This is a genomic window from Methylobacterium sp. 77, assembly GCF_000372825.1.
Classification (GTDB): domain Bacteria; phylum Pseudomonadota; class Alphaproteobacteria; order Rhizobiales; family Beijerinckiaceae; genus Methylobacterium.
On sequence record NZ_KB910516.1, the window covers coordinates 4,470,271 to 4,491,974 of the forward strand.

Sequence of the window (21,704 nt, forward strand, 5' to 3'; positions counted from 1 at the left end):
CGTTTTCGCGCCAGCTATAAGATCGAGATGACGATTCCACCGCCCCTATTCGATACGGCCCTCGCCCGTCGGCGACTCGCGCGGGCCACCCGTGCCGGCTACGCCGATTTCCTGCTCGCGCGTCTCGCCGAAGATCTCGGCGATCGTCTGGCTGCCGTCCTGCGGCCCTTTCCGGAAGCCCTCGACCTCGGGACGCCGAACGAAGCCCCCGCGCGCCATCTTCTGGGCTCCGGCCGCGTCGGTGCCGTCACGCGTCTGGCCCCGCTGGCCGAGGCCGGTACCGATATCAGTCTTGTCGTCGGCGATCCGGAGGCGCTGCCGCTGGCAGCCTCCCGCTTCGACCTCGCCGTGTCGCTGCTCGCTTTGCAGCACGTCAACGACCTGCCGGGCGCGCTGGCGCAATTGCGCCGGGTGCTGAAGCCCGATGGATTGTTCGTCGGCTGCCTTCTCGGCGGCCGCACCCTGACCGAGTTGCGGCAGGCCTTCGGACAGGCCGAGGTCGAGATCGAGGGCGGGATCAGCCCGCGCGTGGCGCCTTTCGCCGAAGTGCGCGAGATGGGAAGCCTGCTCCAGCGCGCCGGTTTCGCCTTGCCGGTGACCGATGTCGACACGATCACCGTGCGCTACGCCGATCCTTTCGCCCTGATGCGCGACCTGCGCGCCATGGGCCTCACCAACGTGCTGACCGAGCGCCGCCGCACGCCCCTGCGCCGCGATACGCTGATGCGCATGGCCGCGATCTATGCCGAACGGTTCGCCGATTCCGATGGGCGCCTTCGGGCGACGTTCGAAATCCTGTGGCTCTCCGGCTGGGCGCCGCATGAGAGCCAGCAGAAACCGCTGAAGCCCGGAAGCGCCAAGGCCCGTCTCGCCGACGCCCTGGGCGTTCCGGAGATCACGCCCGGCAGAAACGACCTTTGAGGAGACAGCGATGAGAGAGCCCGGTCCTGACCATCCCATCACCATCGAAACCAGCGGTCGGCGCGTCCGCGTCCTTCTCGCCGGCACCGTGATCGCCGAGTCGGACGCCGCCCTCGTGCTGCGCGAGGCGAGCTATGGGCCGGTCTATTACCTGCCCCGCGCCGACGCGCGCTGGGCACATTTCAAACGGTCGGCGCGCAGCAGCCACTGCCCCTACAAGGGCGAGGCCAGCTATTACACGCTGACGGTCGGGGACACGACGCGTCCCGACGCGGTCTGGAGCTACGAAGCGCCGTTCCCCGCCGTTGCCGAGATCAGGGAGCACCTCGCCTTCTATCCGGACAGGGTCGACGCGATCGAGGTGGGGTAGAACCCGTCACACAGTCTGAGCCGGCGCAGGTTTCAGGCAGGTGGCGAAGCCGGGAACGTTGTCGGCGGCGTCCCATCCGTCCCTGGTGCTGAGCCGCATGCAATCCCCGAAGAAGGCGACCCAGTTGTCGATATGGCGGCCGGTGCCGGTGGGGTAGCAGAGCAGCTTCCACCGATTGCCCGGCGACGCATCCCGCCGAAGCGATCCGGCATTGTAGGCGGCTGCCACCAGGGGCGGATCGAAATGGCTCAGCCCGCGCTGCTGGGCGATGTAGGCCGTACCCGCCTCGATGGAGATTTCGGGACGCAGGAGATCGTCGCCGCCGAGCGTGCGGTTGCCCAGGGCCTGACGTGCGGTCCCGACCAGGGTCTGCATCAGGCCGACGCTCTCGTCGTTGATCCGAGGCTCCGCACGCCGCGCATTGGGATCGCCGCCGCTTTCCGCCGCGATCGTGGCCACGATCAACTCGACGGGAACGCCGTAGCGCTTGGCCGAGGCCGCGCAGAGATCGCCGTAGCGCGACCAGATCCTGGCGATGGTCTTCGGCTCGCCGGGCGTCCCCTGTGCCGGCACTCCCTCAATGGCGATGCCATCGGCGGTCAATGCCCAGGATACGCTCTCCGGAAAGTGCCGATGAGGTTGCTTCAGCTCCTTGATGACGTCGGCGAGGATTCCCGGCGGGGCCGGTATCGCGGGCTCGGAGCGCGTGAAACCGGCCAGGGCCAATGGCAGGACTGCTGCCGATTCCGTCGACGACGCGAAGGATTGAGGGGACGGAGGCGGTGCGGCTGGGGCAGGGCGCGTGCTCTGCTTCGCCAGTTCCGTCCCAAGGTTCTGAAAAGTCGAGCGGATGGCCTCGTTGCTCTCCTTCGACCCCTGGCTGCTGCCCCAGTAGAACGAGACGATCGACGCGGCGATGCCATTGATGAACCCGACTGCGGTTCCGATCAGGCCGAAGGCGGCAATGGAGCCGCTATTCGCCTCGACATCGGTCCCGAAAGCTAACCAAAGACTGCCGAGGATCGTCAGCACCATGCCGCAGATGGCGATCCAGACGATCCACATCCCGGCCTTGAAGACACTCAAGGTGATGCCGGTCGCCTGCTGGAAATCCCTCGCTCCGGTGCGGTCCTTGGCTTCGACCTCGGCGAAGCGGAGGCCGGCATCGAGTTCGTACTTCCTCAGATCTGCTTCCGCCTGTTTGAGTTGCAGGATGAAAGCCGGATCGCCGGCGTTGCGTTGGACGATCTCGCTGACCTGCTGTGGCGCCAGGACGGGAAGTGTCGAAGCCGGTGCTGCCGAAGATACCGCCGGAGCTTCGTCGGCGGGGAGGTATTTCGCGAGAATTCCCGAAACGACAGATGCCCCGATCAGGTTGAACGGCGGCGGCAGGGCGAGGGCGGTCAGCAATGTTGGAGCCGTAGACCGCAGGATCGTCTTGACGATGTCGGGAATATCCATGGTTCGGTTCCCCTCGACTGATGCATTCTGCCCAGGCGGGTCCACGGTCGATGATTTCAGACAGGACAGAGCGTTCGACCGTCGCCTCTCCGGCGCGCGAGCGGGATATGTCGGAAGAAATCCTGCGTGGAATGTCGCCTGCCGATGACCGGAATCGATCATCGTCGCTCTGAACCTCGCAGAAAATTAATTTACTTCAAGTTGTTTTTTAGCTTGTATCAATCTCGGGTATCGCGGCACGGCAATGGAGATTCCGGGGCGTCAGCCCTTCACCTTCTCCCAGAACGCGGCTTTGCGCCCGTGGGTCTTGCGCAGGGCCTCGCGATAGGCGGCATGGTCCGGCGTGACATCGCCGGGTTCGAGCCGCCGGGCCAATGCGTCGAGCGTCACGAGGTGACGGGCGCCGTAGCCGTAGGCGCTGGAGCGGCCCTTGCTCAGCATGTCGTCGATCATGCGCCGGTAGAGCAGGCTCGCCGCCGCCGGTTGGCCCTCCTCCAGGATTTCCGCCGCGGGCGCGAGGATCTCGTAGCGGTTGCCGTCCCAGGTCCCGGCCTTGGCGAGGACGAGGCGCGCCGCACGGTCGAGCTTCGGCCAGTGAACCAGGAAATGCAGGGCGCGATAGGCATCGGCATGGGTCGCCGCATGGTCGAAGGCGCGCTCCAGCGCTTCCTCGTCCTCGAAATCCGGCAGTTTCGCGACGTAGTCGCGCAGCATCTCGCGGTCGAGGGACGCCTCGAAACGTGCCCAGCGTTTCTCCTGCGCCTCCTGCCTGCGGCCGAGGGCATCGAGGATGCGGATCTCCAGAATGTCCCGCTCGCGCTGGGGTGCCTCCGGGTCGAAGCTGCCCGTCAGCATCTGTTCGCGGGTGACCACGACGATTCCGCGTTTCTGCTTCCGTCCGATCCAGTCGAGCGCCTCGGCCGCGCGGTTCGCGGTGAGCAGGCGCTCCGCCACGGCGACGATGTCCGGATGCTCGGGGGAGATCGCCCGTTCCAGGGTGATGAAGGCCTCGACGTCTCCGCGCCGGTCGGCGAGGGCCTGCCGCATCCGCAAGAGGCGCGTGCGCTGCATCTTCCGGTCCCAGGCCTTGGTGTCCAGCGACGCCGACATGGCGGACGATTTGGCCGCAGCTTTGCCGGAATTCTGCGGTTCCGGCGGCATCGCCGATGCGAGGGCCGCATCGACCGGTTCCAGTTCCGTATCCGGCAGCCCCTCCACGATGGTGAGGAGCAGGGCATCGAGAATACCGAACCCGTCGGTATCGAGGAGCGGGACCAGCCGTGTGGCCAACCGGGCGGCGTCCGCCGGGGCAAGTCGGAGCGCCAGATCGGCGGCGGCCTGCGTCGCCCGCTCGTAGACACCCACCACCTGACCGCTCGAATCGTCGACGCGCTCCAGCACGCCCTGCGCTCCCCCGATAAAGCGGACCAATCGGCTGAGGGCGGCGTCGACGTCGAGGGATGCCAGTTCGGAGACGATGGTCGAGACGGTGGCATCGAGATCGGCGGCGAAGCTGCGCCGCTTCTGCCAGTCGATATAGCCGTGGGCGCGCTCCAGCGCGGTCAGCCGCCGGTCGACGAGGGCGGCCACGGCATCGGGGCCTTGGAGCCCGGCAATCGCCGCGGTGACGATCTTCTTGAAGGCGGGATTGCGCGCCGTCTCGTCGAGGACGAGGCCGATCAGCCGGTCGAGGCCCAGCGGCGCGAGGGTCTCGGGCGAAGGCGTGGTCCTGCGCGACGCGCGCTTGGGCTTCTCCGCCGCGACTAGTTCCGCCTTCGTCGTTCCCTTCCGCGCCATGCTCTCCGTCCCCCTGCCAGCCAAAGCAACCTGTGGCGGCCGGCCTCGGCCATCAAGGCCCGAGCAGATCGACCAGGAACGGGATCAGCGGCGCATCGGCCGGCGGCATCGGCTGGTCCCTGAGTTCGCGCGGGCGCACCCATTTCAAGGCCTGCCCCTCCATGGAACGGGCGATGCCGTCCCAGCGCCGGCAGACATAAAGCGGCATCAGCAGGTGGAAGTCGGGATAGGCATGGCTCGCGAAGGTGAGGGGGGCGAGGCAGGGCTCCTTCACCTCGATCCCGATCTCCTCGCGCAGCTCGCGGATCAGGGTCTCCTCCGGCCGCTCGCCCGGCTCGACCTTGCCGCCGGGAAATTCCCACAGGCCGGCGAGCTGCTTGCCCTCCGGGCGCTGGGCCAGGAGGATGCGGCCATCGGTATCCACCAGGGCGACTGCCACCACGAGCAGGATGCGGATCGCGGGCGCCGTCACGGCGAAATCTTGCGTCACGGTACAATCGCGAAGGTGGCCGAGACCTCGGCGCTCGTCTCGATCGTCCCCGCCGCGAGGGGCACCGGCGCGCCGGATCGCTTGGACCGCATCGGCGCCGCGGCCATCGCCATGGGCATCCCGCCGCCTTGGGGCGTCGTCTGGATCAGCAAGGGCCGCCCGAGCTTGACCCCGGCGGCCTCGGCGAGGCGCCCGGCCTGTGCCATCGCATCCTTCATGGCCGCGACCTGGACGGACGCTTCCGCCGCGTTGGGGTCCTTCAGGCCGAACACCACGCCCTCGATCCGGTTGGCGCCCGCATCGAGAGCCTTGCGCATCAGTTCGCCGAGCTTGCCCATGTCCGAGAGACGCACCCGCACGCTGTTGGCGGCGCGGTAGCCGTCCGGCTTCTCGGTGGTGCTTCCGTCGGGCTGGCGCACCTCGCGCGTCGCCTGAGTGAGGGTGACGGCCGTGGTGCCGATATCGGCCTCGCCGACACCGAACCCGGCCGACAGGGCGATGAGCGCGCGGGCGACGTTGCTCGATCCGTCGAGGGCGGCGGCGGGCGTCGCACCCTTGGCGTCGATCCCGATCTCCACTGAAGCGAAATCCGGCGGCGACTCGGCACGGGCGCGGCCGGTGACGACGATGCGGCTCTCCGGCTTATCGTGATCGTCCGCCCAGGCGGGGATCGCGAGGGATGCGAGCAGGACGGACAGGATTGCGGTCCTGAACCGAAGCTTTGCGCCTCTGGCCGAGCGGCTCACGAGCGGTAATCCCCGTTGATCTCGATATAGCCCTTGGTCAGGTCGCAGGTCCAAACCCGCGCCGTGCCCTCGCCGAGGCCGAGATCGACGGTGACCGCGACATCGGATTCGCGCATGACGGCGCTCGCGGCGTCCTCGCTGTAATCCGGATCGCGGGCACCTTCGCGGGCGACGCGGACGTCGCCGAACCAGATCGCGAGGCGGTCGCGGTCGGCAGGCTCGCCGGCTTTGCCCACTGCCATGACGACGCGGCCCCAATTGGCATCCTCTCCGGCGATCGCCGTCTTCACCAGGGGCGAGTTGGCGATCGACATGGCGATGCGGTGGGCCGAGGCATCGCCCGTCGCGCCCTTGACGGTGATGGTGACGAACTTGCGCGCGCCCTCGCCATCCTTGGCGACGAGCTGCGCCAGCTCGATCAGCAGATCGTCCAATGCCGCGCGGAAGCCCGACAGGCGCTCGTCGCCCGCATCGGTCACGGGCGCATTGCCGGCGGCGCCGGTGGCAAACAGCATCAACGTGTCGGAGGTGGAGGTATCTCCGTCGACGGTGACGCAGTTGAAGCTCGTCTGCGTGCCGGCGCTCAGCAGCGTCTGAAGCACGTATTGCGGCAGGGCCGCATCGGTGAAGACGAAGCTCAGCATCGTCGCCATGTCGGGGGCGATCATGCCCGCACCCTTGGCGATGCCGTTGATCGTCACCTGCGTCCCGTCGATCGTCGCCGTCCTCGTGGCGAGTTTGGGGAAGGTGTCGGTGGTCATGATCGCCTGCGCCGCCGCCGCCCAGGCTTTGGGGCCGGTCTCGGTGCGCGCCGCGCAGTCGCTCAGCACACCCTCGAACTTCGTGGCGTCGAGGGGCTCGCCGATGACGCCGGTGGAGGCGATGAAGATCTCCTCCGGGCGGCAGCCCGCAGCCTCGGCGCCAATCTTCGCGGTGAGCGCAACGGCGTCCCGCCCACGCGCTCCGGTGAAGGCGTTGGCGTTGCCGGAATTGACGATCAGGGCGCGGGCGCCCTCGCTCGACAACGCCTCCCGGCACCAATCCACCGCCGCGGACGGGCATTTCGAGCGGGTGAACACCCCCGCCGCCTGCGTTCCCGGCTGCAAGGACAGGTAGAGCACGTCGGTGCGCCCGGAATAGCGGATGCCCGCCTGCGCGGTGGCGATGCCGACGCCGCCGATGGCCGGCAGTTCGGGCACGGTCTTCGGTGCGAGGGGCGAGACGGGAGGGGCTTTGGCGGCTGACATCAGTCGGTCTGGCTCCGGCTATCCGCCGCTGGCGATTCTCTGCGCGGCGGGGCGGTGTTGCCTCGGCCGTGCCGCCCACGTCAACTCCGGCCGGCCCTTTCGAGGGAACAGTCAAGCCATCCGGGAATTTCCTCTCCTCAATGCCGCAGATCTCGGCGTGCGCCTTGTCCTGTAGCGTCATCCTGTCCTACGATGCTGCATCGCACCGAAGATACGTGCTGGAGCCGGCCTGAGCCGATCCAGGCGCGCCCAGGCGGAAACGGGGAGTTTCGACCATGGAACCGACGGCTTCCACCGGTGGAGCCTACGGCGTTCAGGTTCTGATCGCCGGACGACAGAAGCATTGGCGCGACGAAGTCGCGTCGCAGATCCGGCGTGCCGGATACGCGGCTACGACGGTCGATTCCGGTGTCGATGCGATGACGGTTCTGGCACTCGGCCTGCCGGTCGACGTTCTCGTCACCGATATCAGCCTCAAGGGCGAGCTGTGCTCCACCAAACTGGTTCTCGAGGCCCGCGCCCTGAGACCCGACCTGCGTATCGTGTTCGCCAACGAAGCCCCGCGCGATCCTCTGTCCGAGGAGATCGAGGACGGGCACGAGGCTGTCTTCGTGACGAACGAGGTCAGGAACGATGCGGTCGCCAGCACCGTACGCGAAGCCCTCTGCACGCGCGACTGACGCTGTTCCACCCACGCTCGTACCAATGACGACGAAAGGCGGTCGAGACTTTCATGTCTCGACCGCCTTTCGTGTTTCCGGTCCACCGTATCCTTTGAGGCCGTCGATCGTACGGGAGATCTTCAGCCTCCGATGAGAGAGGTCGGCCTCTCTCGAATGGTTCAGGGGGCGGTCTTGGTCTCGACGGGCTTCGCGTCCACCGGCCTCGCATCGGACGAATTCGCTTCCGCCGGCTTGGTCTCCGCCGGCTTGGCGTCAGAGGCATTGGGCTTGGCCTGGCCGAGATAGACGTATTCCGGCGCGGCGCGGAGCTGATCCTTGTTGGTGTCGATCGACGCCTTCAGCGTCTTGTCGTCGACGCGGGTGAGCTTCAGGGCGCTGGGGTCGACGGCCACGTATTTCGTGCCGATGCCGAGGAAGCCGCCGACGCCGACGACCCAGGCCTTGATGGTGCTGCTCTCATCGAGGACGATGTCGGCGATCTCGCCGATGGTCTCGTTGGCGCCGTTCTGGATCGTCAGGCCGATCAGCTTGGAGGTGACGCGATCCGTCGGCGCCTGGGCGACGAAGGTCGGGCGCAGATCGTTGTTGAGGGTGGCGGGAGCCGCCTGCACCGGCGCGGAGCCCGCATTCTGCGGATCTGCGGTCTGAGCCCCGGCGATCGTCGCTCCCGCGAAGACGAGAGGCGTCGCGAGGGTCGCTGCAAGCAACAGGATGCGCATGGAGACGTGTCTTTCCGCTCTGGGTTCGATGGTCGAACTCGGTCCTCGCTCAAGCTGAGCCCTTGCGAAAGGTTCCACCGCCGCAACACCCGATGGTGGACACCGCCGATCCTCGAACTAGTTTCGACGATGCCGATCGCGGGCCGATTCCCGTCGTCGATGCGCAAGGAGCGACCGACGATGACCCTACTTCGCCGCCAGGCCCTGATCCTTCTCGGCTCCGTCATCGCCGGCGGGGCCCGTGCCGCGACGACCGAAGGGCGCGCGGGCACGTTCACGTTCGAAAGGCCGGAGGGCGGCCTGATCGCCCTCAAGGATTATGCGGACAAGCCCATCCTCGTCGTCAACACCGCGACGGCCTGTGGCTATGCCGGGCAGTTCGTCGGGCTTCAGGCGTTGTGGACGCGCTTCGGCGAGCGCGGTCTGACGGTGATCGCCGTGCCCTCGCCGGATTTCGGCAACCAGGAGCCACTGGACGGCCTCGCCATCGCCGAGGCCGCCCGCAAGAACCACGGCGTCACCTTCCCGGTGACGGCCAAGACCCACGTCCGCGGACCGCAGGCGCATCCGTTCTATCGCTGGGCCGCTGCCGAGAAGCCCGGATCGACCCCGAACTGGAACTTCCACAAATATCTCGTCGGTCGCGACGGCAGCCTCATCGGCGCCTATCCCTCGTCGGTGGAACCCAACGATCCGCGCATCGTCACCGCCATTGCCGGCGAGTTGAGACAGAGTTGATCGGTCAGGGCCGCGTCACCGCGATCAGGCCGATCACGAGGCTGGCCGCCAGCAGGATGAGATGGACGCCGCCTCCGGCGCTGATCCAGTCGAAGAAGTCGGTCGCCATCGGCGACTAACGGGGAATGTCGCGGGGCGGGCGAAGGGCCTCGTTCTGTCGCGGACGCATCGCGCGCCTGCGAACCGTCCCGCCCGGGACACGCTCGTCGCGGGCTTCGGCCCGAGGCGGTGGCGCCGATGGGTAGTTCGAGGCGAAGGGATTGGCCGGCACGCGGTTCGGGCTGCCGAACAGGCTTCCACCCGATTGAGCCGAGGCTGCCGAGCCGGCAAGGATCACGCACAGGGAGGCAGCGGTCAGGACAAGGCGCATCGCCGGAGTTTTTCCGTTTTCCATTCGGTCGTTGACGCCATAGCGCGGCTTCCCACATCCGGCGAGGCCCAAGCTGCGGGCCGGCACCCGGTGGCCTGTAAGGGAAGAGACAGATGGAACCCCACGAGTTCGAGCATGGCGGTGCGCGTTTCGAGGTCTGCTTCGAGCGGGTGGCGGAGGGCTGGATCGGCCGCATCCGACGGGAGGGAGACGAGACCGCCCACATCATGGCGTTCCCCGATGGTCCTGGCTACGATCCCGACGATGTCCGTGGCTCGCTGATCGCCGGCTGCGAGGCGGCCGTGGCCGCGATGGACCAGGCTCCTCCTACCCGCCACTGAGCCGCGACGGAACTTCGGGCGCGCCCGCTCCGTTCGCCTTGCCGACGACCCTGACGCCGCCAGTTCGTATGTGGCGCGCAAGAGGAGGAACACGCATGTCCGAGATCACCTATCGCATCGTCGAGCACGATGGCGGCTTCGCCTACAAGGTCGGCGACGTCTTCTCCGAGACCTTCCCGAGCCACGATGAGGCCCTTCAGGCCGCGCAGGCGGCGGCCGCCGAACAGCAAGTGCCGGGCTCGACCGAGGGCATCCGCTACCAGGACGGCAAGGGCGGCTGGCACGACGAGACCTCGCGCGGCGACGACCGCCCGACCGCCAAGGTGGTCGAGTAGCTCAATCCCATTCCGCGCCGGCCTCGTCCTCGCGCTGGACGAGGCCGGCGCGCACGGCGATCCAGACCAGATGCGCGTCGGTCTCCGCACCGAGCTTCGCCTTGATCAGCGAGAGGTTGTTCTGGATCGTCTTGCGGCTCAGGCACAGCGTATCGGCGATGGATGCGGCGGATGAGCCGAGGGCCATCATCCGCAGGATTTCGGTCTCGCGCGGGCCGAGATCGTCGAGGGGAGACGCATCCTGCAGGCGCCCCTCCGCGAGCCCCTTGCGGATATCCTCGCTCATCGCACGGCATCCGCTCAGCACCGTTTCCACCGCCGCCAGGAATTCCTTCGGCGGCGCGCTCTTCGAGACATAGCCCGCCACGCCGGCCTCGAAGGCCTTGACCGCCATGGCCGTGCCCTGCCGCATGGTCACGATGAGAATGCGCGCGTGACGGTCCCATTGGCGGATGTGGCGCGCGGCGGCGATCCCGCTGGCGCCGGGAAGGGCGAGGTCCATGATCGTGAGGGTCGGGGCATGCTGCCGGAAGAGGCGATAGGCCTCGTCGGAATCTCCCCCCTCGGCGACCACCCGGTAGCCGGGCTTGCGCTCGAGCAGGCGGCGATAGCCTTCCCGCACCACGGGGTGATCGTCGACCAGCAGGATCGTCACGTCCGCATCGGTCACCCGCCCCGCCATCAGGGTCAGGCTCTGGTCGGAACGACGGCGCAGGCGCGGATTCCGCCGGCCGAAGCACCGATCGACAGGGTTCCGCCCAGTGCCGCGATGCGCTCGCGGATGAAGAGGAGGCCGCGTCCCGTCCGGGTATCGATGCTCGCGGGGTCGCCGCCGCCATCGTCGTCCACGACGAGCGTCACCGGTTGGTGCCCGTTCTCCTCCCGCGAGATGCGCAGGATCACGCGGCTCGGACGGCCATGTCGGACGGCATTGGTGAGTAGTTCCTGGGCGACGCGATAGAGGCCGAGGGCGGCCTGAGCGGGCATCCCGGCGAAATCTCCCGCAACGTCGATGCGGAACCGGGCCGCCTCCCGGCGATGCAGGTTCCAGCCCGCCACGAGACCCCTCAGGCTGCCTTCGAAACCGATCTCGTCGAGGTCCGGTGGCTGCAGCCGCGAGAGCGCGCTCTTCAACGTCGCCATCATCCTGTCGGTGATCCTGCCGATCGCCTGCGCGTCCCCGGCGAGATCCGGACGGTCCTCGCCCGCTCCCATCTCCACCGCCTCGGCCAGTGACGCCGCAGCGGTGAGGCATTGCCCGAACTCGTCGTGCAGGTCGCGCGCGAGGATGCGCCGTTCGTCCTCCTGAACCTGGAACAGCCTGAGGGTCAGGGCGGCGGCCTCGTCGCGGCTGGCCCTCAGCCGGGCGGCCATGGCGTCGAAGGCACCGGCGATCCTGTCGAACTCGCGGATGCCGAACCGTGGCAATGGCCCCACCTCGTTCCCGCGTTCGAGCCCGTGCAGGCCGGCGACGATGGCGCCGACCGGCGTCAGCAGGGGGCGCGCCGCCAGTGCCGTGAGCAGCGCCGTCGCGAGGGCCATGGCCGCCGCGATCCCGACGGTGAGCCTGACCTGCCGCCAGGCTCGGGTGGAGGCGGCCTCGCGCTCGGCAAAGGCGCCGACCGTGCCGATGCTGCGGCCGCGATAGTCGATGCTCCGCAGGATCGGCGCGGATGAGTCGAACGTCATATCGAACAGGGACCGGAACCATGCCGGCGCCGGATCGCCGACTCCGTCCCATCCGTTGCACAGGCGCTGCCGTGCCTCGGCCTGGATCGCGATCTCGACGCAGATGCCCGGAACGATGGTGAGGATCGTCGGCATCGCCTGCCAATCCTGTCCGGGCAGCCTCTGCCCGAGATCGGCGCTGCCGAGCCCCGGCTGACGGGCGAGCTGCGCAGCGACCCGCGCCGCGGAGGTCGCGGCCTCGCCGGTCAGGCCGTCTTGCGTCTCGCGCACGATCCAGGCCGCCGTGCCGGCGAGGCAGAGGGCCGCCACCATCAGGAACCGCAGCAGGAGGCGGGACAGGAGGCTCATGGCGGAGATTTCATGACGCGCAGGCACATGCCCTTCGCACCTCGGACGAGAGAAGCGTCGCGGCGACGCCGTCCGGTATCTGGCATCGAGAGCGGGCACCGGGGCAAGCCGTGCCGGAGCGGATCGGGAAGAATTCCCGCTCCTCATCGGGACGGCTTCCCTCGCGCCAGGCGAAGACCGGCGCGATGGTCCGGCGAGGATCGATCGCAGGACCATCGCCATGTTTCGCTCGCCACCGCGCTCCGCCCTGACGCGTCGCACTCTGCTGGGCGCGGCGCCGCTATTGCCGCTGGTCTGGACCGAGGCCGCCTCGGCGAGGCCGCCACCCCCTGCCTACCGGGTCGGCGCATTCGAGATCGAGCCCCTCGACGATGGCCTGTTTCCGCTGCAGCCGAGCATGATCCCGGCCGCCGACAGCGAGGCGGGACGAGACCTGCTGACCGCCGCCGGATTGCCGCCGGCCGGCCCTTCGCCGGAGCCGGTCAACGCGTTCCTGGTCCGCCACGGGACGCGGCTGTGCCTGATGGATGCCGGCTGCGGCAGCGTGTTCGGACCGGATCTCGGGAGGATGCCCGCGGCACTCGCCGCGCGCGGCATCGACCCTTCCCGCATCGACACCGTCTGGCTCACCCATCTCCATGCCGACCATGCCGGCGGATTGCTGCTGCCCGGCGGCGCGGCGCGCTTTCCCAATGCCGAGATCGTGGTGCAGGAGGCCGAGGCGACCTATTGGAGCGATGCGGCCTCGCGGGCCCGGGCCCCGGCCGACATGGGTGTGTTCTTCGAGACCGCTCTGGCCGTCCTCGCCACCTATGCGGGCCGCGTGCGGCGCATCTCCGGCGATGCGAGCCTGATGCCGGGCGTCACGGCGGTTCCCTTGCCCGGCCACACGCCGGGCCATGCCGGACTGCTCTTCGAGGATGGCGCCGAGCGTCTGCTGGTCTGGGGCGACATCGTCCATTCGCGCATCCTGCAGATGCCGCATCCCGACTGGACCGTGATCTGGGACATGGACAAGGCGCAGGCCGAGGCGACGCGGCGGCGCGTGCTCGACAGGGCGGTGGTGGAAGGGCTGGCGGTCGCCGGCATGCACCTCTCCCACCGTGGCCATATCGAACGGCGTGGGGCCGGCTACGCGTTCATCCCCGCACCGACGTGACCGTTCCCCGGACGGCGCTGGTTCAACTCGCCCGGGCGATCGGCCGCTCGTCGGTGACGCTCCAATGGGCGACCATCATGCATTTGGGCAGGCCCGCCTCGTCGTTGCCGGGCATGCCGTTGCGGCAGGTCTGGTTTCGGCCTTTGCCCTTCGCTTCGTAGAGCGCCCTGTCGGCTGCTTCGATCAGGGCGCTCGAACTGGCCGCCATGCCGCAACTCGTCGACACGCCGACGCTGACGCTGACGAAGTCGAGATCGTCGTTCCGGTTTCCGTGGAGGAGACCCTTCTCGGCGACGCTGCGACGAAACCGTTCCGCGAGACCGTGGGCCTCGTCGGGGTCCCTCGTATGGATCAGCACGGCGAATTCCTCGCCGCCATAGCGGGCCACGAAGGCGCCCGACCCTGCCGCCGTCTTCGCCAGGATGCCGGAGACCTCACGCAGGCACGTATCGCCGGCCCCATGGCCGTAATAATCGTTGAACAGCTTGAAGTGATCGATGTCGATCAGCATCACGGCGAAGTGCCGGCCCGACAGGCTGGCCTCCCAGAATTCTCCGAGCTCGCGCGCGAAGGCCCGGCGGTTGGCGATGCCGGTGAGGGGATCGGTGCTGGACAGGTGGACGAGGGTGGTGTTGTCGGCTGCCAGCCGGTTGGCGCGCAGAGTCTCGCGCAGGTTCACGAGATAGTCCCGCCGGTTGGCGGATTCGATCCTGTAGGTGGCGACGAGGCTGAAGAGGATGCCCGTCACCATGTCGAGGCCGAGGACGCCGCCCACCGAGGCGGCGATCTCCGGCTTGAGATACAGCCCGGCCAGGACCGCCACCGCCGTGATGCTCGAGACGAAGCAGGCCCAGAAGAACCGTAGCGGCAGGGTGATGTTGGCGAAGAGCACGCTGAGCCAGATCGTCGCCGTGGTCAGCGAGACGAGCGGACCCGTTCCCATCCAGAAGATCAGGATGGGAATACCGGTGGCGGCGAGCATGCCGATCCCGCCGATCGCCTCTCGGACCGGTCCGTCGACCCGACCCACCGCCCAGATGATGAGCAGGGCGAGCGGGGTCATTCCGAAGATGCGGAGGCCCAAGTTGAGCAGGGCCAGGTCCGGCGTCGTCACGAAACCCGCGACGTTGTAGATATGAAAAACCACCAGCCCGAGGACGATCGTGCGGCGGATGTCGCGGACGCGCTTCTCGCGCGTATCGTCCTCGAAGCGCTCTTCGAGCTCCGCATCGAAGGCGAGACCGTAGCTCTTCGAACGCATCTGACGGTCGATGACGTCGAGCATGCGCACGTCTCTGGAGGCATCCGAAAATTCGGGCACCAGAGGCCTAACCGTTCTCAGTCGATGTGCTGAACGTTCCGTCACGCAATCCGCCCGCGGGCCAATGTCATTCGCCACGAATTCATCTTCGCACCAACCTTAGACGACACCGGCACCAACTTCGGTACCGCCGTTTCGTCGCATCGTTGCTTAGAGGAAAGCGCGAATGTGTTTAATAGTACAGATCGGTGCTTCATTCGGTTGAAGGCGATCGATACAATTTGATCGATCTTCCGCGACCGACCGCCACGCAAGCGGCGTGACGGCACATCCGATTGCGCGCGGCGCATTTGCGCTTTGTGCCCAACCTCGTGCATCTCCGTTGCAACGCCTTGTCGACCAACTTTCGTCGTGCGGGCTCGTCATTCCACGGAGATTGCCTTGCCACCTCGTCAGCCCGACCACGAGATCGATCCGCTCTTCATCGAGCGCCGTTCGCCGCGTGCCTTCACCGGCGAAGCGGTTCCCGAAGTCGAGTTGCTGCGGATGTTCGAGGCGGCCCGATGGGCACCGTCGGCTTACAATTCCCAGCCCTGGCGCTTCCTCTATGCCCTGCGCGGTACGCCGGACTGGCAGGTTTTCTTCGACCTGATCGTGCCCGGCAACCAGAAATGGGTGAAGGATACCGGCGCCATCGTCATCCTGATCTCGAACTCACAGATGAAGGTCGGCGATGAGCTGAAACCGTCCTGGAGCCATTCCCTCGATGCCGGCGCGGCCTCGGCGAACTTCCAGCTCCAGGCGATCCGTCAGGGCTGGCATGCGCATGGGATGACCGGGTTCGACCGGGAGCGCGCGATCGGCGTCCTCAACGTGCCGGACACCTACCGGGTCGAGGCCGCCTACGGCATCGGCCGCATGACCGACCCGGAGGATTACTCGGAGGAGCAGAAGACAAAGGAGAGCCCGACCGGACGTCGTCCGATCACGGATTTCGTCTTCGCGGGCGGCTTCAAGCCCATCGAGGCGTGAGGACTCCGCCGTGCTGAAACCGGCCTCCGACTACGACGCCCTCGTCTCAGGGTTCACCTGGGACGTCCCCGAGCGCTTCAATATCGGCGTCGACGTGTGCGACCGCTGGGCGGGGATCGAGCCGGATCGCGCGGCGATCCACGACGTCTCGCCTTCGGGCGTGGTGACCACCACCACGTTCGGGGGCTTGAGCGAGGCGTCCGGACGCCTCGCCTCGGCCCTGTCGGCCTTGGGCATACGGCCGGGCGACCGCGTCGGGGTGCTGCTGCCGCAATCGGCCTTTGTGGTCATCGCTCATGCCGCCGCCTACAAGCTCGGCGCGATCGCATTGCCGCTGGCCGGCCTGTTCGGGCCGGAGGCCCTGGAATACCGCCTGTCGGATTCCGCCGCCTGCGCGCTCGTCACCGATGCGGCCGGAATGGAGAAGATCGCCGGCATCCGCGATGCCCTGCCGGCTCTGTCCCACGTCATCTGCCTGGACGGCGCCGTCGCTGGCGCGCTCGCCTATGACGATCTCCTCGCCGCTGCCCCCTCCGATTTCACGGCGATCGACAGCCGGGCCGACGACCCGGCGCTGATGATCTACACCTCCGGCACGACCGGCCTCGCCAAGGGCGCGCTCCACGGCCACCGCGTTCTCCTCGGGCACCTGCCGGGCTTTGCCATGATGCACGACTTTCCGCCAAAATCCGGCGACCTGATGTGGACGCCGTCCGATTGGGCCTGGGCCGGCGGCCTCCTCAACGCGGTCCTGCCGAGCCTGCACCACGGCGTCCCAGTGGTGGCGCGGGCCTCCGCACGGTTCGAGCCCGAGACGGCCCTGAAACTCATCGCCGATCTCGGCATCACGACGACGTTCCTGCCGCCCACCGCTCTCCGGATGCTGCGCGGCGTCTCCGACCCGCGCGGTCGCTTCGACCTCTCCCGATTGCGCAACATCGCCTCGGCGGGCGAGGCGTTGGGGCCCGAGACGTTCGACTGGGCGCGCAGCGAACTCGGCCTCACCATCGGCGAGGCCTATGGCCAGACCGAGTGCAACCTCGTCCTCGCCTCCTGCAAGGCAGCGGGCATCGCGCGGGCCGGTTCCACCGGCCGTCCGGTGCCCGGCCATCGGGTGATGATCCAGCGCGCCGACGGCAGCGAAGCGGCGGTGGACGAGCCCGGCGAGATCTGCGTCGCCCGGCCCGACCCTGTGATGTTCCTGAACTACTGGAACCAGCCCGAGGCGACGGCGGCGAAGTTTCGCGGCGAGTGGATGCTCACCGGCGACACCGCCCGGCGGGATGCCGACGGGTACATCCATTTCGTCGGCCGTGAGGATGACCTCATCACCTCGGCGGCCTACCGCATCGGCCCGGTGGAAATCGAGGATTGCCTCCTGCGCCATCCCGCCGTGGCGCTGGCGGCGGCGGTGGGAAAGCCGGACCCGCTCCGCACCGAGATCGTCAAGGCGTTCGTGGTCCTGCGCGAGGGCTTCACTCGTAGCGACGCGTTGGCGGACGAGATCAGGGCCTTCGTCAGGCAACGGCTCTCGGCCCATGAATACCCGCGCGAGATCGCGTTTCGCGACAGCCTGCCGATGACGACGACCGGCAAGATCATCCGGCGGCAATTGCGGGACGAGGGCTGAGGCTCAATCGGCCGTGCGAGGTCGCCCGGCGGGTAGCATCACGCACCCGCCCGGCCCGGCGGCATGGAAGCGGCCGGTGCCGGCAGGCCGAGGAGAAAGGCGAGATCGGGCGCCGCGCCGTCGCCGAGGAGATCGGCGAGGGTGTACTGGTCCAGCACCGCGAGGAAGGCGGCCAGCGCCTCGCCCAGCGCCTTTCGAAGCCGGCAGGGCGCGGTGATCGCGCAGACCCCGTTGGCGAAGCATTCGACGAGGGCGAGATCCTCCTCCGTCTGCCGGACCACGGCGCCGACCACGATCTCGGCCGGTGCACGCGCGAGCCGCAGCCCGCCGCCACGACCGCGCGTGGTCTGCACGAGGCCGATGCGGCCGAGCTGATGCACCACCTTGGTGAGATGGCTCTCCGAAATTCCGTAGGCGCGCGCGATCTCGGCGATCGAACTCACCCGAGTCTCGTTCAAGCCAAGATAGATCAAGGTGCGCAGGGCGTAGTCGGTGTAGCGGGTCAGACGCATCCCGCTGTCATACAGCGTTTTGAAGATACATTCTGCTTGCATCTTATCGCTGGCGCGGGTGATAAGGTTCATATCAAATGAACCTTTGGAGCGCGCTTTGTCCCAGCCCCTGACGCCCGCCACCATCGCCCTGATCAAGGCGACCGTTCCGGCCCTAGAGGCCCATGGACTGACCATCACGAAGCGCATGTACGAGCGCCTGTTCCAGGACCCGGCGATGCGCGACCTGTTCAACCAGTCGCATCACGGCGAGACCGGTTCCCAGCCGAAGGCCCTCGCCCTCGCGGTTCTGGCCTATGCGCGCCACATCGACGATCTCGGTGCCCTGAGCGGAGCCGTGGAGCGGATCGCCCAGAAGCATGTCGCCCTTAACATCCTGCCCGAGCACTATCCCTTCGTGGCCGACGCGCTCCTCGGTGCGATCCAGGACGTTCTCGGCGATGCGGCCACCGCGGAGATCTGCGCCGCATGGGGCGAGGCCTACTGGTTCCTGGCGCATATCCTCATCGGGCGCGAGGCCGCCATCGCCCGCGATCTCGCGCACAGGCCCGGCGGCTGGAATGGCTGGCGCGACTTCGTCGTCGAATCCGTAGCCGAGGAAAGCGAGACGATCCGGTCCTTCGTGCTGGTGCCGCGCGATGGCGACCAGGTCCTGCGTCACGAGCCGGGCCAGTATCTCGGCCTCCTCCTCGATCTGCCGGGGCGGGGCGTGCTCAAGCGCAACTACTCGATCTCCTGCGCGCCGAACGACCGGACCTACCGCATCACGGTCAAGCGCGAGGGCAGGGCGGGTGAGCCGGACGGGATCGTGTCCGGCTGGCTGCATGCCGAGGCCGTGCCGGGCACGGCCCTGCGCCTGGCGCCGCCCGCCGGCGACTTCTTCCTCGACCGTTCGACGACGGCGCCCGTCGTCCTCGTCAGTGGTGGTGTCGGCCTGACACCGATGCTGAGCATGCTGGAGACGCTGGTGGACACGGGTTCCGACCGGCCGGTCTGGTACGTGCACGGCTGCCTCAGCGGTCGTGTCCACGCGATGCGCGAGCATGTCCGGGGATTGGCGGCCCGAGCGCGGAACCTCACGGTCGGGACGTTCTATGCGCAACCGGAGGACGCTGACCGGCAGGGCGTCGACTACGATGCCGGCGGCCTCGTCACGGCGGAGTGGCTGGCGCGCGAGACCCCGCTCACCGAGGCCACCTATTACCTGTGCGGCCCCAAGCCGTTTCTCGCCTCCCTCGTCCACGGCCTCGCCCGGCACGGTGTTCCGGCTGACCGGGTGCGGTTCGAGTTCTTCGGCCCCGCCGATGAACTGGTGGAGGAGCCCCGTCAGGCGGCCTGACGGGGGCAGGCCACCGGACGGGATCAGGGACCGGGCGTGGCTGCCCCGTCCCTGACGTCCTGAATTTTGCGAACCCATTGCCAGAACGGGTCGTCGCTCGCCGTCGCGAAGCTGTCCGGCGGTGCCGGCACGATCTGCGACACCGTCCTGGGATGCTCACGCCGTAGGTCGTCGTCAGCCAATCGCGAAAGGGAGGGTTGTCGACCTCCATATCGTATTCCGGTTCGTCCTCCGGCTCCGCGTCGGGATCCGCGAGGCCGCTGCCCAACTCGTTGTGTCCGATGGCGAGGAGCCGCAGAAAATCTAGGGGCATCTCGCCGAGCACGCAGAGGCCGTCGCCTTCGGAACCGAGATGGACGATGTGCTGACGTCCCCCGTCGTCGAGCCAGAAGGCCGCATAGGATCCGTCCGCTCCCGTCCTGGCGAAGGGGATCAGGCGCGCCGCGTAGTCCGGGCTCCCGAACCAGCCCTCGGCATAGGCCCGGGCCTCGTCCTCGCTCTCGACGCGGAACAGGACGACCGCGCCGCGATAGGGCGGCTCCAGGGGCTGGAGAGTCCCGAACCGGTCGCCCGGCACGCGCTGGCTTTCGTGCAGCAGGCCGCGCTCCTCGATCCAGTCGAACAGAGCCGCGATCTCCGCCGGCAGCGTGAAGGCGCCCGGCAGGCGCGCGCGCATTGCGTCAGTGAAGCGTCCCATCCTCTCGATCCCTCCCTATCCCGCGATCCGGGTGTCGATCAGCCCTAGCCTGGAACACGTATAAAGACATCTTTATGTCTTGATTGCTTCCCGCGGCGGCCCCTGCTATAGCCCTCGACCATCACGAAGCGAGAGACGGAGCAGCGACGCCATGGCCCATGATTACATCGTCAAGGACATCGGTCTGGCCGATTACGGCCGCAAGGAAATTTCCATCGCCGAGACCGAGATGCCGGGCCTGATGGCGACGCGCGAGGAATACGGTCCGTCGCAGCCGCTCAAAGGCGCGAAGATCGCCGGCTCACTGCACATGACGATCCAGACGGCGGTGCTGATCGAGACGCTGAAGGCGCTCGGTGCCGACATCCGCTGGGTTTCGTGCAACATCTACTCGACCCAGGACCACGCCGCCGCCGCCATCGCCGCCGCCGGCATCCCGGTCTTCGCCATCAAGGGCGAGACCCTGACCGAGTATTGGGACTACACCTCGAAGCTGTTCGACTGGCATGACGGCTCGATGCCGAACATGATCCTCGACGATGGCGGCGACGCCACCATGTTCGTCCATCTCGGCCTGCGCGCCGAGAACGGCGACACCGCGTTCCTCGACAAGCCCGAGTCGGAAGAGGAAGAGATCTTCTTCGCGCTCCTGAAGAAGAAGCTCGCCGAGAAGCCGAAGGGCTGGTTCGCCGGTCTGGCCGATTCGATCAAGGGCGTCTCGGAAGAGACCACCACGGGCGTGCACCGGCTCTACAACCTCGCCAAGGAGGGCAAGCTGCTCTTCCCGGCGATCAACGTGAACGACGCCGTCACCAAGTCGAAGTTCGATAACCTCTACGGCTGCCGTGAATCCCTGGTGGACGGCATCCGCCGCGGCACCGACGTGATGATGGCCGGCAAGGTGGCCATGGTCGCCGGCTTCGGCGATGTCGGCAAGGGCTCGGCCTCGTCGCTCCGCCACGCCGGCTGTCGCGTGCTGGTCTCGGAAGTCGATCCGATCTGCGCTCTTCAGGCCGCCATGGAAGGCTATGAGGTCGTGACGATGGAAGACGCGGCCCCCCGCGCCGACATCTTCGTCACAGCCACCGGCAACAAGGACATCATCACCCTCGACCACATGCGGGCGATGAAGGACCGGGCGATCGTCTGCAACATCGGCCATTTCGACAACGAGATTCAGGTCGCCGGCCTGAAGAACATGCAATGGTCGAACATCAAGCCGCAGGTGGACGAGATCACCTTCCCCGACGGCCACCGCATCATCCTCCTGTCGGAGGGTCGCCTGGTGAACCTCGGCAACGCCACCGGCCACCCGTCCTTCGTGATGTCGGCCTCGTTCACCAACCAGACGCTGGCCCAGATCGAGCTCTGGACCAACCCGGGCAAGTACGAGAAGCAGGTCTACACCCTGCCGAAGGCCCTCGACGAGAAGGTCGCGATGCTCCACCTCGAGAAAATCGGCGTGAAGCTGTCGAAGCTCAGCCCCGAGCAGGCCGCTTATATCGGCGTCGGCGAGACCGGACCGTTCAAGCCCGACCATTACCGCTACTGAGGATACCGGCGAGGAGGCATCGCCTCTTCGCCCCGATCTGGAAAAGCCCGGCCTCGCGCCGGGCTTTTTTCGTGTCGAAGGTCGGTCCCGTCGAAAAATCCGTGGCGCCCCGGCGGCACAAGTGTGTCCTTTCTGCGCCGATGAGCATGCAACCGGTCGGCGGAATGGTGAAGTTAAGCTTAACCCTCTTCCGGCAGGATTCCGGCTCGCGCTAGTGTGGGGTGATTCCTCATGTGGAGGTAACCCCGCACCCGCCTTTCGAGGCGA

23 protein-coding genes are annotated in these 21,704 nt (G+C 67.6%); 12 read left to right on the forward strand and 11 right to left on the reverse strand.

What is annotated here, in order from left to right:
* Positions 1-27 precede the first annotated feature (27 nt).
* Together A3OK_RS0121205 and A3OK_RS0121210 are read left to right on the forward strand one after the other, a co-directional pair.
* Positions 28-921, forward strand: a complete 894-nt coding sequence (locus A3OK_RS0121205; protein ID WP_026597507.1) for a methyltransferase domain-containing protein — start codon at positions 28-30, stop codon at positions 919-921.
* A gap of 10 nt (positions 922-931) precedes the next feature.
* Positions 932-1,291, forward strand: a complete 360-nt coding sequence (locus A3OK_RS0121210; RefSeq protein ID WP_019906903.1) for a DUF427 domain-containing protein — start codon at positions 932-934, stop codon at positions 1,289-1,291.
* Between the two features lie 6 nt (positions 1,292-1,297).
* Here A3OK_RS0121210 and A3OK_RS23775 read toward each other — a convergent pair whose 3' ends face one another.
* The 5 genes from A3OK_RS23775 to argJ all read right to left on the reverse strand — a co-directional run bounded on the left by A3OK_RS23775 (position 1,298) and on the right by argJ (position 7,032).
* Complete coding sequence (locus A3OK_RS23775; RefSeq protein WP_019906904.1) at positions 1,298-2,752, reverse strand: transglycosylase SLT domain-containing protein; 1,455 nt, start codon at positions 2,750-2,752, stop codon at positions 1,298-1,300.
* 261 nt (positions 2,753-3,013) lie between these two features.
* On the reverse strand, positions 3,014-4,549 hold the full coding sequence (locus A3OK_RS0121220) for a DUF6880 family protein (RefSeq protein ID WP_019906905.1): 1,536 nt from the start codon (positions 4,547-4,549) through the stop codon (positions 3,014-3,016).
* Positions 4,550-4,601: 52 nt separating this feature from the next.
* Positions 4,602-5,021 carry an 8-oxo-dGTP diphosphatase MutT gene (gene mutT, locus A3OK_RS0121225; RefSeq protein ID WP_026597508.1) on the reverse strand — a complete coding sequence of 140 codons (420 nt, stop codon included), beginning with the start codon at positions 5,019-5,021 and terminating at the stop codon, positions 4,602-4,604.
* 14 nt (positions 5,022-5,035) lie between these two features.
* On the reverse strand, positions 5,036-5,785 hold the full coding sequence (locus tag A3OK_RS0121230) for an SIMPL domain-containing protein (RefSeq protein WP_019906907.1): 750 nt from the start codon (positions 5,783-5,785) through the stop codon (positions 5,036-5,038).
* On the reverse strand, positions 5,782-7,032 hold the full coding sequence (argJ, locus tag A3OK_RS0121235) for a bifunctional glutamate N-acetyltransferase/amino-acid acetyltransferase ArgJ (RefSeq protein WP_019906908.1): 1,251 nt from the start codon (positions 7,030-7,032) through the stop codon (positions 5,782-5,784). The genes A3OK_RS0121230 and argJ overlap by 4 nt, the downstream gene beginning before the upstream one ends.
* Positions 7,033-7,307: 275 nt before the next feature.
* Between argJ and A3OK_RS0121240 the strand changes: the two genes are divergently transcribed.
* Positions 7,308-7,712: a hypothetical protein gene (locus A3OK_RS0121240; protein ID WP_019906909.1), complete on the forward strand. Its 405-nt coding sequence runs from the start codon at positions 7,308-7,310 to the stop codon at positions 7,710-7,712.
* 161 nt (positions 7,713-7,873) lie between these two features.
* Here the strand turns inward: A3OK_RS0121240 and A3OK_RS0121245 are convergent, their stop codons facing one another.
* Positions 7,874-8,434 (reverse strand): PRC-barrel domain-containing protein, encoded by a 561-nt coding sequence (locus A3OK_RS0121245; RefSeq protein ID WP_019906910.1) that lies wholly within the window; start codon positions 8,432-8,434, stop codon positions 7,874-7,876.
* Positions 8,435-8,614: 180 nt separating this feature from the next.
* On the opposite strand from A3OK_RS0121245, the gene A3OK_RS0121250 reads away from it, so the two are divergent.
* Entirely contained in the window at positions 8,615-9,172 is a 558-nt protein-coding gene (locus tag A3OK_RS0121250; protein WP_026597510.1) for a glutathione peroxidase, read from the forward strand.
* Positions 9,173-9,287: 115 nt separating this feature from the next.
* Here A3OK_RS0121250 and A3OK_RS23195 read toward each other — a convergent pair whose 3' ends face one another.
* Entirely contained in the window at positions 9,288-9,542 is a 255-nt protein-coding gene (locus tag A3OK_RS23195; protein WP_019906913.1) for a hypothetical protein, read from the reverse strand.
* Between the two features lie 113 nt (positions 9,543-9,655).
* On the opposite strand from A3OK_RS23195, the gene A3OK_RS0121265 reads away from it, so the two are divergent.
* A complete protein-coding gene (locus A3OK_RS0121265) occupies positions 9,656-9,883 on the forward strand; it encodes a hypothetical protein (protein ID WP_019906914.1) in 228 nt (75 codons plus the stop codon).
* A gap of 95 nt (positions 9,884-9,978) precedes the next feature.
* The gene (locus tag A3OK_RS0121270; protein WP_019906915.1) at positions 9,979-10,218 is read left to right on the forward strand and encodes a hypothetical protein; all 240 of its coding nucleotides are present in this window, start codon (positions 9,979-9,981) and stop codon (positions 10,216-10,218) included.
* A gap of 1 nt (position 10,219) precedes the next feature.
* Here A3OK_RS0121270 and A3OK_RS0121275 read toward each other — a convergent pair whose 3' ends face one another.
* Entirely contained in the window at positions 10,220-10,900 is a 681-nt protein-coding gene (locus A3OK_RS0121275; protein ID WP_019906916.1) for a response regulator transcription factor, read from the reverse strand.
* A gap of 5 nt (positions 10,901-10,905) precedes the next feature.
* The gene (locus A3OK_RS0121280; protein WP_019906917.1) at positions 10,906-12,255 is read right to left on the reverse strand and encodes a histidine kinase; all 1,350 of its coding nucleotides are present in this window, start codon (positions 12,253-12,255) and stop codon (positions 10,906-10,908) included.
* Positions 12,256-12,475: 220 nt separating this feature from the next.
* On the opposite strand from A3OK_RS0121280, the gene A3OK_RS0121285 reads away from it, so the two are divergent.
* A complete protein-coding gene (locus A3OK_RS0121285) occupies positions 12,476-13,414 on the forward strand; it encodes an MBL fold metallo-hydrolase (protein ID WP_019906918.1) in 939 nt (312 codons plus the stop codon).
* 22 nt (positions 13,415-13,436) lie between these two features.
* Here the strand turns inward: A3OK_RS0121285 and A3OK_RS0121290 are convergent, their stop codons facing one another.
* A complete protein-coding gene (locus A3OK_RS0121290; protein WP_019906919.1) occupies positions 13,437-14,699 on the reverse strand; it encodes a GGDEF domain-containing protein in 1,263 nt (420 codons plus the stop codon).
* A 411-nt stretch (positions 14,700-15,110) separates the two neighbouring features.
* Between A3OK_RS0121290 and A3OK_RS0121295 the strand changes: the two genes are divergently transcribed.
* Positions 15,111-15,707, forward strand: coding sequence for a nitroreductase family protein (locus A3OK_RS0121295; protein WP_026597511.1), 597 nt, complete (start codon positions 15,111-15,113; stop codon positions 15,705-15,707).
* A gap of 10 nt (positions 15,708-15,717) precedes the next feature.
* A complete protein-coding gene (locus A3OK_RS0121300) occupies positions 15,718-17,337 on the forward strand; it encodes an AMP-binding protein (protein ID WP_019906921.1) in 1,620 nt (539 codons plus the stop codon).
* Between the two features lie 38 nt (positions 17,338-17,375).
* Here A3OK_RS0121300 and A3OK_RS0121305 read toward each other — a convergent pair whose 3' ends face one another.
* Positions 17,376-17,849, reverse strand: coding sequence for an Rrf2 family transcriptional regulator (locus A3OK_RS0121305; RefSeq protein WP_019906922.1), 474 nt, complete (start codon positions 17,847-17,849; stop codon positions 17,376-17,378).
* 97 nt (positions 17,850-17,946) lie between these two features.
* On the opposite strand from A3OK_RS0121305, the gene hmpA reads away from it, so the two are divergent.
* From hmpA to ahcY, 3 genes are all read left to right on the forward strand, one after another.
* Complete coding sequence (gene hmpA / locus A3OK_RS0121310; RefSeq protein WP_019906923.1) at positions 17,947-19,188, forward strand: NO-inducible flavohemoprotein; 1,242 nt, start codon at positions 17,947-17,949, stop codon at positions 19,186-19,188.
* A 352-nt stretch (positions 19,189-19,540) separates the two neighbouring features.
* Complete coding sequence (locus tag A3OK_RS0121315) at positions 19,541-19,933, forward strand: hypothetical protein (protein ID WP_019906924.1); 393 nt, start codon at positions 19,541-19,543, stop codon at positions 19,931-19,933.
* Positions 19,934-20,036: 103 nt separating this feature from the next.
* Positions 20,037-21,437, forward strand: coding sequence for an adenosylhomocysteinase (ahcY, locus tag A3OK_RS0121320; protein WP_019906925.1), 1,401 nt, complete (start codon positions 20,037-20,039; stop codon positions 21,435-21,437).
* Positions 21,438-21,704 lie beyond the last annotated feature (267 nt).

Coding starts and splice junctions, on each gene's coding strand:
- A3OK_RS0121205 (WP_026597507.1), top strand. CDS start 28: ATGACGATTCCACCGCCCCTATTCGATACGGCCCTCGCCCGTCGGCGA.
- A3OK_RS0121210 (WP_019906903.1), top strand. CDS start 932: ATGAGAGAGCCCGGTCCTGACCATCCCATCACCATCGAAACCAGCGGT.
- A3OK_RS23775 (WP_019906904.1), bottom strand. CDS start 2,752: ATGGATATTCCCGACATCGTCAAGACGATCCTGCGGTCTACGGCTCCA.
- A3OK_RS0121220 (WP_019906905.1), bottom strand. CDS start 4,549: ATGGCGCGGAAGGGAACGACGAAGGCGGAACTAGTCGCGGCGGAGAAG.
- argJ (WP_019906908.1), bottom strand. CDS start 7,032: ATGTCAGCCGCCAAAGCCCCTCCCGTCTCGCCCCTCGCACCGAAGACC.
- A3OK_RS0121240 (WP_019906909.1), top strand. CDS start 7,308: ATGGAACCGACGGCTTCCACCGGTGGAGCCTACGGCGTTCAGGTTCTG.
- A3OK_RS0121245 (WP_019906910.1), bottom strand. CDS start 8,434: ATGCGCATCCTGTTGCTTGCAGCGACCCTCGCGACGCCTCTCGTCTTC.
- A3OK_RS0121250 (WP_026597510.1), top strand. CDS start 8,615: ATGACCCTACTTCGCCGCCAGGCCCTGATCCTTCTCGGCTCCGTCATC.
- A3OK_RS23195 (WP_019906913.1), bottom strand. CDS start 9,542: ATGCGCCTTGTCCTGACCGCTGCCTCCCTGTGCGTGATCCTTGCCGGC.
- A3OK_RS0121265 (WP_019906914.1), top strand. CDS start 9,656: ATGGAACCCCACGAGTTCGAGCATGGCGGTGCGCGTTTCGAGGTCTGC.
- A3OK_RS0121270 (WP_019906915.1), top strand. CDS start 9,979: ATGTCCGAGATCACCTATCGCATCGTCGAGCACGATGGCGGCTTCGCC.
- A3OK_RS0121275 (WP_019906916.1), bottom strand. CDS start 10,900: ATGGCGGGGCGGGTGACCGATGCGGACGTGACGATCCTGCTGGTCGAC.
- A3OK_RS0121280 (WP_019906917.1), bottom strand. CDS start 12,255: ATGAGCCTCCTGTCCCGCCTCCTGCTGCGGTTCCTGATGGTGGCGGCC.
- A3OK_RS0121285 (WP_019906918.1), top strand. CDS start 12,476: ATGTTTCGCTCGCCACCGCGCTCCGCCCTGACGCGTCGCACTCTGCTG.
- A3OK_RS0121290 (WP_019906919.1), bottom strand. CDS start 14,699: ATGCTCGACGTCATCGACCGTCAGATGCGTTCGAAGAGCTACGGTCTC.
- A3OK_RS0121305 (WP_019906922.1), bottom strand. CDS start 17,849: ATGCGTCTGACCCGCTACACCGACTACGCCCTGCGCACCTTGATCTAT.
- A3OK_RS0121315 (WP_019906924.1), top strand. CDS start 19,541: ATGGACGATGTGCTGACGTCCCCCGTCGTCGAGCCAGAAGGCCGCATA.
- ahcY (WP_019906925.1), top strand. CDS start 20,037: ATGGCCCATGATTACATCGTCAAGGACATCGGTCTGGCCGATTACGGC.